This is a genomic window from Rossellomorea marisflavi, from assembly GCF_022170785.1.
Taxonomy (GTDB): domain Bacteria; phylum Bacillota; class Bacilli; order Bacillales; family Bacillaceae_B; genus Rossellomorea; species Rossellomorea marisflavi_B.
Map to the genome: position 1 here is coordinate 3,605,960 of NZ_CP081870.1, position 12,240 is coordinate 3,618,199.

At 49.0% G+C, this 12,240-nt stretch carries 10 protein-coding genes; 2 read left to right on the plus strand and 8 right to left on the minus strand.

Translation table 11 applies throughout. From position 1 onward, the window contains the following. Positions 1-25: 25 nt before the first annotated feature. From K6T23_RS18845 to K6T23_RS18865, 5 genes are all read right to left on the minus strand, one after another. Positions 26-697 carry a ComFC family protein gene (locus K6T23_RS18845; protein ID WP_238282604.1) on the minus strand — a complete coding sequence of 224 codons (672 nt, stop codon included), beginning with the start codon at positions 695-697 and terminating at the stop codon, positions 26-28. Then, the gene (locus K6T23_RS18850; RefSeq protein WP_238282605.1) at positions 687-2,003 is read right to left on the minus strand and encodes an ATP-dependent helicase ComFA; all 1,317 of its coding nucleotides are present in this window, start codon (positions 2,001-2,003) and stop codon (positions 687-689) included. The genes K6T23_RS18845 and K6T23_RS18850 overlap by 11 nt, the downstream gene beginning before the upstream one ends. 266 nt (positions 2,004-2,269) lie before the next feature. Next, positions 2,270-3,178 carry a S66 peptidase family protein gene (locus tag K6T23_RS18855; protein ID WP_238282607.1) on the minus strand — a complete coding sequence of 303 codons (909 nt, stop codon included), beginning with the start codon at positions 3,176-3,178 and terminating at the stop codon, positions 2,270-2,272. 422 nt (positions 3,179-3,600) lie between these two features. After that, positions 3,601-4,452 carry a DegV family protein gene (locus K6T23_RS18860; RefSeq protein WP_048006620.1) on the minus strand — a complete coding sequence of 284 codons (852 nt, stop codon included), beginning with the start codon at positions 4,450-4,452 and terminating at the stop codon, positions 3,601-3,603. Between the two features lie 151 nt (positions 4,453-4,603). After that, positions 4,604-5,521 (minus strand): DMT family transporter, encoded by a 918-nt coding sequence (locus tag K6T23_RS18865; protein WP_238282609.1) that lies wholly within the window; start codon positions 5,519-5,521, stop codon positions 4,604-4,606. Positions 5,522-5,703: 182 nt separating this feature from the next. On the opposite strand from K6T23_RS18865, the gene K6T23_RS18870 reads away from it, so the two are divergent. Both K6T23_RS18870 and murB read left to right on the plus strand, forming a co-directional pair. Beyond that, positions 5,704-7,713 carry a bifunctional 2',3'-cyclic-nucleotide 2'-phosphodiesterase/3'-nucleotidase gene (locus K6T23_RS18870; protein ID WP_238282611.1) on the plus strand — a complete coding sequence of 670 codons (2,010 nt, stop codon included), beginning with the start codon at positions 5,704-5,706 and terminating at the stop codon, positions 7,711-7,713. A 950-nt stretch (positions 7,714-8,663) separates the two neighbouring features. Continuing rightward, positions 8,664-9,584, plus strand: a complete 921-nt coding sequence (gene murB, locus K6T23_RS18875; protein WP_048013192.1) for a UDP-N-acetylmuramate dehydrogenase — start codon at positions 8,664-8,666, stop codon at positions 9,582-9,584. Positions 9,585-9,861: 277 nt separating this feature from the next. Here murB and K6T23_RS18880 read toward each other — a convergent pair whose 3' ends face one another. The 3 genes from K6T23_RS18880 to K6T23_RS18890 form a co-directional block, all read right to left on the minus strand. Next, complete coding sequence (locus K6T23_RS18880; RefSeq protein ID WP_238282613.1) at positions 9,862-10,329, minus strand: hypothetical protein; 468 nt, start codon at positions 10,327-10,329, stop codon at positions 9,862-9,864. A 66-nt stretch (positions 10,330-10,395) separates the two neighbouring features. Further along, positions 10,396-11,298: a helix-turn-helix domain-containing protein gene (locus tag K6T23_RS18885; RefSeq protein ID WP_238282615.1), complete on the minus strand. Its 903-nt coding sequence runs from the start codon at positions 11,296-11,298 to the stop codon at positions 10,396-10,398. A gap of 37 nt (positions 11,299-11,335) precedes the next feature. Further along, positions 11,336-12,229, minus strand: coding sequence for a helix-turn-helix domain-containing protein (locus tag K6T23_RS18890; RefSeq protein ID WP_337946923.1), 894 nt, complete (start codon positions 12,227-12,229; stop codon positions 11,336-11,338). Between the last annotated feature and the right edge of the window lie 11 nt (positions 12,230-12,240).

Sequence of the window (12,240 nt, forward strand, 5' to 3'; positions counted from 1 at the left end):
TTTATCGGCAGGTAGGGGTAAGGATTTAACCCCTGGCAATCGTGAATGATGATACTTCCCTAGCCCCCGCTTTTTTCAAAAGGCTGGCCGCATGCCTGACGGTCGTGCCCGTCGTATAGATGTCGTCGATGAGGAGGATCTTCTTTCCTGATAAATCCGTCTCGGGGATACGGAAAACCTGCGCGCCTGTCACCCGCTCCCGTTTCGTCTTCTTCGATTGCTTTTCCGTGTGAATTCTCGTGAGGAGTTCATGGCAAGGGAGTCCTGCTTCATCCAGGAGCGCCTTTGACTGATTGAATCCACGTTCGTATAGTCGCTCGGGGCTGAGGGGGATGGGAACCAAGAGATCTGCTTTCGGGATAGCCGTTCGCATGAGAGAAGCCGATGCCTTTGCCAGAACGTAATCCCCTCTGTATTTGTAGCGCGCGAGGACCTCTTTCATGAATTCGTTGTATTGGAAAAGAGAGACGTTCCTCTCCAGCACCCCGTTCCATTCAGTGTGTCGGTTCCACACCATGCAGTCACGGCAGAGACCGCCTTCCGTTTCAGGGCGCGAACAGCCCGGGCATCCGCCCTCGATCCGCACTAATCCCCTGTCACATTCGTCGCATAGGAGTCTGGTGTCCCTTTGAAATAAAGCCCCCCAGCTCATTTTTTCATCGAGGCCTTCCCCACAGTACAGGCAGTCACGTGGCATCGATGAGCCCCCTTTTCCCGGCTTCCCTGTTCATATCATTAATATGGGTGCGTGCTTTGATCATCTCGCCGGTCTTGCCGTGGTGAAAGTACACAATGTCCCCGTTCGGCTGATCGGAACTCCTCCCCACCCTGCCAGAGATTTGCACAAGGGCACTCTCGGTAAAGATGGTTTCCTCGGACCCGAGGACCGCGACATCAATGCCGGGAATAGTGACTCCCCGTTCGAGGATCGTCGTGGTAAGAAGAATCGGCATCTCGAACTTACGCATCTTCATGACCTTCTCCTTTCGTTCAGGATCCTCGGCATGAACGGACTCGATCAGGGGGTGAATGGCTTGGAACAATGGAAGGGCTTTGTTCATGATGGCTACGCTGGGGAAAAAGATGAGGGCAGGGGTTGAGGTATGCAATCTTTGTAGCGTCCACTTCTTCAGTGGCGGAGGGATCTTTCCTTTTTCCAACGATTTCTGCCAGTTACCACACCAGGCAAAGCGCGGGGATGGAATGGGGTGACGATGAAAGCGCGCCGGGATCCGGAAATGATTCCGCCGTCCCATGCGGCACTCCCGCTGCGTTGCTGCATCTGGCGTTGCCGTGAGATGGACGAGGGAGGAAGATGGTTTTCTTGCTTTCTCCACGGCGAACTGAAGGGATGAATCGAAAGAATAGGGAAAGGCATCGACCTCGTCGACGATCATGACATCGAATGCTCCCTTGAACCGGAACAGCTGATGCGTGGTGGTCAGCACAATTTGCCCGTATAACTGGCGTTCCTCGGAACCACCGTAGAGTGTGATCAGATCGGTCTTGGGAAACACTTTTTTCAAGCGAGGAGAAAGCTCCAGGATGACATCGGTCCTAGGAGTGGCGAGACAGACGCGCTTACCGCTCCTGAGAGCCTCATGGATTCCCTCGAACAGTACCTCCGTCTTACCAGCACCGCACACGGCCCATACCAGAAGATCCCGATTTTCTTTCACAGCTGTAACGAGTTCGGTGGATGCCTCCTGTTGCGCAGGAGACAGCGTCCCCTCCCATGCAAAAGGCGCATCATTTTTCACACGGGGAGGCGGGCCATTCCAAGTCAGAAGGGGCGTACACTCGGACACCCTCCCCATCATCAGACAGTTCCGGCAATAGCGGCATAACTTCCCGCAGCGGGCGCATTCAAACTCACCAAAACGGCCGCGCGAACCGTTCCCGCAGCGCTGACAAATTCCAGCCTGCACACCAGGACCGTATGAGACGTAGCCATGTAGATAATGCTCATGAACGAGCGTCCCATCACACGGTACCTCATCCATCAATAGGGACCTGCCGCAAAGAAGCAGCTGTAAATCTTGAGAATAAGTGAGGGATTCATTAAAAGGGGGAGAAGGGATTGCTGGAAGGTCTGAAATACGTAAAGCCTTGGGGTCAGGGTGACCAAATGGGGGCATCGGGGTGATAAAACCATCTTGCTCTGTAAAAAGCATAGCTTCATTCCTTTCTATAGGGGATGTAAGAATAATTCTCCACACGATGGGCGAACTCCTTTATTTTCAAAGAGGGGCTGTGCCCCCCTCTGTATTCACCTTACCCCTGATTCAATCAACAGTGTCGGCGGCGATGTGGTCAGCTTCGCCTGTACTCCCAGTGGAACACTGTAATTAGGCTGACAGTGACCGATTGAGAAGTTCTCGACAACAGGAAAAGGGGCGCGCTCAAAGAAATCCTGTAACACTCTGCGTATCCTAGAATATTCATCCGGTTCCACTTGAAAATTCCCGATCACCACTCCTTGGACATCATTGAATACTCCTGCCTGCTGAAGATGTGTCAGCATCATATCGATTTTGAACGCAGGTTCCCCGACATCTTCAAGTAGCAGGATCGCTCCCGCGGCATCCACCTGATAAGGAGTACCCAGTCCATTGGTGAGGAGGGTCATATTCCCGCCCACCAAATGCCCCTCTCCTTTACCATCAGTAATGACATTAAGAGAAGAATGGCTGGAATCGTAGACTGAAGATTTTCCATTAAATAATGTGAGAAAAGAGGCGACGGTTTCTGCTGTTCGTTGCTCCACATTCAAATCAGACGCGACCATGGGACCGTGGAACGTAGTCAAACCGCTCCACTTCTGAATGGCATTCAAGAGATAGGTAATATCGCTGTATCCCCAGAACACCTTTGGATTTTTAGCAATCCTTTCATAATCAAGCATGGGAGCAATCCGAGCTGAACCGAATCCGCCATTAGCGCAAAAAATACCCCTTATGGATGTGTCAAAAAAGGCGTCATGAAGATCATCCACCCGCTTCCGGTCCATCTCAGCCCAATCCTCTTCCACATCAAACACATGCCGACCAATCATCACCTCTAACCCCATCTCTTCTAGGACCTTCACACCCTGCATGAGGTGCTCTTTTACCGGCGTTCCAGCCGGCGCAACAACTGCCACACGGTCACCTTTATGTAAAGCCGCTGGTTTCATCATTGACTCCCCCTATTACTTTTTTAAATTTTGCAAAGCGTTTTTTGGTAATTTATACCCTTATCAATTTAATCTGTTCATAGACTTGCAAAAGTCGTTCATTTTTTGTAGAATCCTATGTGAAGTCCCCCTTAGGTACTTAATTCGAGGTCAGCAATGACACTCTCTATCTTACCAAGGGGGCTTTTTTATACCCTCATCGATCTCCTTCCACATCCATATCCTACAATTACATTCATCTAAGGAACTTATATGTACCACAGAGATCAGCGAAGGGCTGTCCGACTGCCTATCCCTTGGCCCGAAGATCCTCACGCGTCGCCCGCAGCAAAACGGAACCACACCTCAAGAACAATCTTTCAAAACGACTCCTTCTCCATGTAAAAAAGGCCTGGACCCAAGTCCAAACCTCCTTCACTCTACAATCATTCCGTCATCTTGCGCGCCCACCCCATACCCATGGACCCTTCCCCAAGATGCGTCCCGATAACGGGACCGAAATAACTCACATTGAATTCCACATTCGGGAACTGCTCCTCAAGCTGTGCCTTCCACTCCAACGCTTCATCTTCGCGATTGGCATGGATGACCGACGCTTGATAACGTCCGCCGTCTGAAACAGCTTCACCCAGTAAGTTTTCGACTCGCTTCAAGGCTTTTTTACGCGTACGGATCTTCTCGAACGGAACGATGACCTTGTCCACAAAATGAAGCAACGGCTTTACTTGCAGCAGGCTTCCGATGATGGCCTGTGCGTTTGACAGGCGTCCTCCGCGCTGAAGATGGGTGAGGTTGTCCACCATGAAGTAAGCCCTCACCGTTTCCTTCATTTCATCAAGAAGGCTGACAATCTCTTTGGCATCGCGTCCTTCACGGCTCAGCTTTGCCCCCTCAAGAACATAGAAACCCTGGACCATACAGCTGATCTCGGAATCATACGGGTACACCTCGATTCCACTTACCATTTCCCCTGCCTGCACGGCGCCCTGGTAGGTGCCACTGATGCCGCTTGAGAGATGGATGGAGATGACGGCGTCGTAATCGTGTGAAAGTTTCTCAAAAAGCTCCACGAACTGGCCGACGGGCGGCTGTGAAGTGGTTGGCAGGCGATCCGAGCTCCGAACTTCTTCAAAGAACTGACTTGCGGTGATATCAACTTCTTCCTGATAGGTTTCCCCTCCGATGATGACGCTCAAGGGGATCATATATATGTCCAGCTGATCACGCAATTCTTTCGGGATGTAGGCTGTACTATCCGTTACAATTGCCGTTTTCATAGAATTATTACCATCCTTATATGTTATTTTCCTCGCTATCTGTAATAGCTTATCTTATGTATCCCTCTCATTTTATATGAAAAGGAATCGATTTGCACCCGTTAAAAGGCTGCGGATGTCTAAACGGCTGTTTAGACTTAGAACGCCTTCATTACGGCCTTCCCACCGTTCCATCAAACGTTTGTTTAACCTTGACCGACCTCTTTTTCCGCGATGAAAGGTATACTCCGGTGAAGATGATGAGGAGCCCGATGATCAGGTTCGGGGTGATTTCCTCCTGCAAAAGGACGAATCCCCATACCATGGCGCTTGCCGGGATGAGGTACGTCACTGTGGATGCGAGCTCAGGGCTTCCCTTCGTGACAATATAGAAAAATAGCAAGGCCGCAATACCGGAACCGAGGCAGCCAAGGCCGATGACGCCTGCCAGTACCTCAAGGCTGAGAAGTCCTTCATACGAGTTCGGTCCGCCCGTGACCGCAAGCCCGATGAAGCTGAAGACACTTCCGATCAGCAGCTGGAAAGTGGAGATGACGACGACGCTTGTTCCGCCGAGGTACTTTTTCGTGAAATGGGACGAGAACGCATAGCACATGGTGGCGGCAAGCATCGTCCCCACTCCGATAAAGTCCGATGAGAAGAGACCGGTGATCTGAAAGTCCATCAGCACCAGGATTCCGAAGAACCCGATGGCGATGCCGAGCCACTGGGACCCGGTCAGGATCACGGAGAACAATAAGAACCCGATCACTCCTGTCCAGATCGGCGTCGTCGCGTTCAAGATCGACGCCGTATTGCTGTTGATCTGGGTTTCACTGAGCGCGATGAGCATCCACGGTAAGGCTGCGTTCCCGATGCCTACAACGAGGAGTTTTTTCAGTGGAAGCTTGGTCTTCCCTGGCTTCTTTCTGTGCATGAAATAGATTGGAAGCAGAATCAGTGCTCCTGCAAAGCAGCGAATGAATACGGTCCCCCATATACCAGCAGGCTCCAAGAGCCATTTAATGAACACAAACGACATCCCCCAGATGAGGCTTAGCCCCACAAGGGCGCTATATAATCGGACCACCCCGGTCCCTCCTCCCTTTTACCTTCTATCATCCTATCCTATGCGCCAGGAATTGGATAGACCCCACTGTAAAATCCCGGTTTTCCGTTTACACAAATGATACTTTTCCACCATTTCAACTTTACAGCTTTATGCTAGGATGGAATTGCTTTCATATCATGACAACATTAGGAGAGATGAACATGCAGTATACGAAACTGAAGTGGATCACCGGTACCTCCCTGGCCCTCACCCTCCTCGCCCCCAATGTACATAGCGCCAAGGCTGCAGAAACGGATCTCGTCAACCTCCGCATCCTTGAAACGACTGATATCCACGTGAACCTGGCCAACTACGACTACTACCAGGACGCGGAAACGGACAAGTACGGACTTGTCAAAACCGCAAGCCTCATCAAACAGGCCCGCACCGAAGCAAAAAACAGCCTTCTCTTCGATAACGGGGACTTGATCCAAGGAAATCCACTCGGCGATTATGTCGCGAAAATCGACCCGCTGCAACCGGGGGAAACCCATCCCGTATACAAAGCCATGAACCTGCTTGATTATGATGCCGGGAATATCGGAAACCACGAATTCAACTATGGACTCGACTTCCTGAAAACGTCCCTATCAGGCTCCAACTTCCCGTACGTGAATGCGAACGTGTACGTGGATGACGGAACCGGGGAAAAGAATTACTTCAAGCCTTATGAAATCCTCGACCGCGAAGTCCTCGATGAAGACGGGGAAACCCACGCAATCAAGGTAGGCGTCATCGGGTTCGTCCCTCCTCAAATCATGCAGTGGGACAAAGCCAATCTTGAAGGGAAAGTCGTCACAAAGGATATCGTAGAAACCGCCGAGCATTTCATTCCAAAGATGAAGGCTGACGGAGCCGATATCATCGTCGCCATCCCTCACTCCGGAATCGGAACGGTAACAAGCGAAGGCATGGAGGAAAACGCCACCTATGACCTCTCAAAAGTGGACGGAATCGATGCCATCCTGTTCGGTCATTCCCACGGGACCTTCCCTTCTGCCGCATATGACGGCATCGAAGGCGTCGATACGACAAATGGAACCATCAACGGAACCCCTGCCGTCATGCCGGGTTACTGGGGTAGCCACCTAGGACTCGTCGATCTTCAGCTACAGCACGCAGACGGGAAATGGACCGTCCTGAATGGGAAATCATCCACCCGTGGCATCGCCGATAAAGACGGAAAACCTCTTGTCGCCCGCGATGAAGAAGTGTACAAAGCCATCGAGGAAGATCATCAGCACACCATCGACTGGGTGCGCAGCGCCGTTGGTGAAACGACGGCCCCCATCACCTCGTACTTCTCACAGGTGAAAGATGATCCATCAATCCAGATCGTGACCAATGCCCAGAAATGGTACGTAGAGAAATACATCCAAGGTACCGAATATGAAAACATCCCGGTCCTGTCAGCTGGAGCACCGTTCAAAGCCGGTACCCGTGGAGACCCGACGTACTATACGGATATCCCTCAGGGAGAACTTGCCATCAAGAACGTCGCCGACCTCTATCTCTATCCGAACACCCTGCAGGCCGTCCTTATCAAAGGCTCTGACGTAAAAGAGTGGCTCGAGATGTCTGCCGGTCAGTTCAATCAGATCAATCCGAAAAAACGCGGTGAACAGTCACTGATCAATCAGGAGTTCCGCTCCTACAACTACGATGTCATCGATGGCGTCACGTACGAAATTGATGTCACCAAGCCGGCGAAATATGATGCCGACGGAAATGTCATCAATCCGAAATCACAGCGGATCAAGAACCTGAAGTTCAACGGCAAAAAAATCAATCCCAAACAGTCCTTCCTGGTCGCCACCAACAACTACCGTGCAAGCGGGGGTGGACACTTCCCTGGCATCGATGGCACCAACATCGCCATCCAGGCACCTGACGAGAACCGCAATGTGGTGATTGACTACATCATGGAACAAGGCAGCATCAACCCAGAAGCTGATGGAAACTGGAGTTTCTCACCAATCAAAGGCCCAGCCACCGTCACCTTCGAATCATCACCAAAAGCAAAAGAGTACATCAAGGATTCACGCACTTTCAAATACATCGAAACCAAGGAAGATGGCTTCGCCAAGTACACCATCAAACTTAAGAATTCAGGCAAAGGCGAACAATCAAAAGGGTTCATCGCAAACCTTATTTCTTCCATCTTTAAATAAAACAGAAGGCGCCCCGCGTTTGGGTGCCTTTTTTTGCATTCAATTCTAATGAGGGTATCTTGTAGAGAGGTCCATTCCTTTCCGCTGCAGGCGCTTGCTTTCCTGCGGGGAGGGCGGCAAGCCTCCTCGTGCCTGCGGGGTCTCGCCACTCCTCCTTTTCCGCTGGAGTCAAGCGCCTTCCGCTTCAATCCACTCTGTGGTTTTAACAGGGGAATTAAGAATGGTATATAATTTCATGGTGGTTACCATCGATAAATTCATGAATAGCCACAGTTCAACCCTGATTGAATAAGAAGGTTCAATAGGTTGGTAACATATGAATAAAGGATATGTTTAAACGCTCCTGTAAGCAACATCTTCACCACTTACCAAAAGAGATGTGGTTAGATCTCTTCACATGCATAAGCAACCTCTTATCCAAAAGCACCCAGTGCAGTGCAGCGGAGGCCACCCGACTCCTATGGGAATAGCGTGCAGGGTGAGACCCTGCAGGCGCAGCCGAAGCGGCTCACCGCACGCCCCATGGAAAGCGGGTGGCCGCAGCGAAACGGAACGAACCCTTCTCTTTTCACCCCTAACCAAAAGAGAAGTGGTTGGATCTCTCCACACGTACAAACAAGCATTCTCTCCTCCAAAAGCACAAAGTGCAGTGCAGCGGAGGACGGCCGACTCCCGCGGGAATAGTGGACAGGTGAGACCCTGCAGGCGCAGCCGAAGCGGCTCACCGCACGCCCCATGGAAAGCGGGTGACCGCAGCGAAACGGAACGGACACTTATCCATTACATACCTATTCAAAAGTAACAGCCCAACCATTTCCTCCTTAAAATCACCACATTCAACACCAATTCACCCAACTGTCAAACGAAACCATTTAACTTTCATGGGTTTTCGTCATATAATGGTGTGGTAACTTCATTCACGGATAAAATATTCTATAGGACTGATAGAGATGTACAATAAAGAAATCGTTTACCAAGAACTCTCAAACGTAATGAAAAAAGAAAACATCAAACGCGACGAACCGCTTCGAGATCACCTCTACACGCGACTTGGCGGCAACGCCGACTTCTTCCTCACGCCGACCACCTATGAAGAAGTCCAGGAAATCGTGAAACTCGCAAACAAGAGCGACGTGCCCTTCACCCTTCTCGGGAACGGATCGAACCTCATCGTCAAAGACGGTGGAATCCGCGGAATCGTCCTTCATTTGAAAAATTTCTCCGACATCAGCGCGACCGATCAGCAGATTGTCGCCCAGAGTGGAGCTGCCATCATCGATGTATCGAGACGCGCACTTGATGAGACCCTTTCCGGGCTTGAATTTGCTTGCGGCATCCCTGGAACCGTCGGCGGTGCCCTCTTCATGAATGCCGGAGCGTACGGCGGTGAAATCAAGGACGTGCTGGACTACTGCTATGTCGTAGACCGTGAAGGCAACCTGGTGAAAAGGACTGCACTGGAGCTTGAGCTCGATTATCGCCACAGCAACATTTCCGAAAAGGGCGACATCGTACTTGAAGCGACATTCAGCCTGAAGCCGGGAGACCATAAGGATATTAAGGCCGTCATGGACGACCTCACGTTCAAGCGTGAGTCGAAGCAGCCCCTTGAATATCCTTCATGCGGAAGTGTCTTCAAACGTCCTCCAGGCTATTTCGCCGGGAAGTTGATCCAGGACAGCGAACTGCAGGGCACGAACTTCGGTGGAGCAGAAGTATCCACGAAGCATGCCGGCTTCATCGTCAATAAAGATAACGCATCGGCTTCCGATTACATCGCCCTCATCGAACACGTCCAAAAGACGGTCAAAGAAAAATTCGATGTGGAACTTGAGCGTGAAGTACGCATCATCGGGGAAGATCCCCAATAACACAAATAAGGCGCCGGGGATGATCCCCGGCGCCTTATTTCTATCCCATAGATGACCCCTTAACGTCCGCTATTTCTTCGCAACTTTCGCCATTGACTTCTGTTTGTTGTCGTCTTTCATGCTCGCAGCCAGAGAAGCCTTTGAATCACGATCATATGCTTCACGAGCCTTCATATACAACAAGGACACGGGGATGCCTCCTTCTCTTTGGGATTATATGGTCTCAGTTTACCACACACAGCCAGGCTAAAACCATTAAATTGGAAAATCTCCGAACTCATTTAAAGTGATAATTCCAAAGCACCTTCCATTTGCCTTTATAAAGGGCCACATAACAGGGCTGACTGACGATCAGCTCGCCAAACTGGCTATCGTAAAACATATCCACTTGCGCTTTCCTCACATCTTTGAATACAATTCCCTCATCGTCAAAAGCAAAGCGCTCCACCTTTTCGAGCTTACCGATTTCCACATCGAATTCCTCCACACCCATATGCCCCATGAATACATGGTTCTTGGTCTGGATGTAATTCGATTTGGAAAACTTTTTCTTCATCTCAGGATGAAACAATTCCCACGCATTGCCGAAATCCCCCGTCGACTCAAACTCATAAAAGTCCCGGATCACCTCCTCCGGTGAACCCGAAGCATCCCCCCTGCCAAACAGCATGAACCCAACAAACGAGAGGAACAGCACAGCCACGACCACGACAGCCACCAGAGGGAAAGGGCTCCTCCTTCTCATCGGTCACCACTCCCTGTTTATCCTTACATAAATATGAGGGACGCGCTTGGTGTATGTAGAAAGATTTTAAATGTCCTTCTTCTTCAGTTTGGCTGTATAATCAGCACGTTTAGATTGAAGAAAATCAAGATAAGGACAATCTGGATTCAGTTCAAATAATTGAATACTATAGTCCAAGTACTCCAATGCCTTCTCGTAATTATGTAAAAGCTCATGGTTATATCCAATATGGTAGTGCAGTTCTGCCATCAGATAGAGATCTTCACACTCGATGCACCAGTCGATGCCTTGAAGAGCGTAAGAGATGGACTCATGATAATTCTTCAAACGAGTGTTCACACGGGCTATATTGTAAAGTAGTCGAGTATTTATAGACTTTACTTTCAATACACGATCAGTGGTAGCGATGATCTGTTGAACAAGCTGATATTTCTCCATGGCCCTGTCGTAATGCTCACCATTAAACTCAAATGCTCCCAGAGTCAATAACATTTCAAGTTCGTTTTCTGTATATGCGCGTTTCTTCCGGTCTACTAAATCCATTGCCTCCTCCAACAATGATATGGCCCCGGCATGATCCCCTTTCACCTCGTATATGTACACACTTTTATGCCAGTAAAGGAATTGCATGGCCCTGCTATCATTGCTGAATAAAGGATTTTGTTCCTCCACCTGAACGATCTCCATCATTTCTTCATGCTGACGATTGATCCGCAGTCTTCTTAGCTGAGTTGCCACCTCACGTACATAATCGAGTCTTGGAGTTGAACCAATTTGAAAAAAGTAATTAACATCCACTCCAAGCTTCCTGGAAATTTGGTAAAGGACAGTGGCGTTGGGATCCAACTCACCTTTTTCAATCAGACTGACTAGTGCTTGTGTACAAATCCCTTCTGCCAGTTCCCCTTGAGTTAAATTCATTTCTCTTCTCAGTTCACTGATTTTCTTTCCGATTTCAGCTAGTTTCATTGTATCCACCCCCTATGTAATAAATGGGTTGGTACTCTTACTTTTTAAGCATATGTAGGTAGTTTAATCTTTTGTCTCTTACGAAATTCCCACCAGGGTTTTCAGGATATAGTTCAAACAACTGAATACTGTGATCTAAGAATTCCAGAGCTTTTTCAAAGTTATTCATAAGTTCATAGTTGTAAGCCACCTGATAGTGCAGGACGGGCATAAGATAGAGCTGATCATATTCTAAGCACCAATCGATTCCTTTGGTGGCGAGCTCTATTGAATGGTTGAAGTTCTCTAATCGTGTATGTGCTCTTGCTGAATGATAATAAAGACGACTATATATAGACTTATCAGCAGGAATTCTTTTCGATCCTTCCAATGCTTCTTCCACTTGATTAAAATGTTTTATTGCTTTTTTAAAGTCCTCCTCTCTGTATTCAAACACACCCAATGTCAGAATCATTTCCATTTCAAGCTCAGTATAGGCTCTTTTACTATTCTTAGTGAGGTGGAAGGCTGATTGGATATGTGAAACAGCCTGTGGGTGGTCTTTTTCTACCTCAAAGGCATAAATGCTCTTATGCCAAAGGAGCAACTGCATTTTATTCGGATCACGGTAAAATAGAGGATTCTTTTCTTCTGTTTTTATATAATCCATCATTTCTTCATATTTATAAACAACCCGGAGTGCCCTAAGCTGCTTTTCAACCTCATTGACGTAGTCTAATCTTGGAGTCGAACTAATTTCAAAAAAATAGTTAATGTCTACTCCTAGCTTCCTTGCAATCTGACTAAGCGTTGAAGCATTAGGTTCCAGTTCACCTTTTTCAATCAGGCTGATTGAAGCTTGTGTACAAATTCCTTCTGCCAGCTCCATTTGGGTCAAGTTCTTTTCGCATCGAAGTTCACTGATTCTCTTCCCGATTTCCTCCATTTTCATACATCCACCCC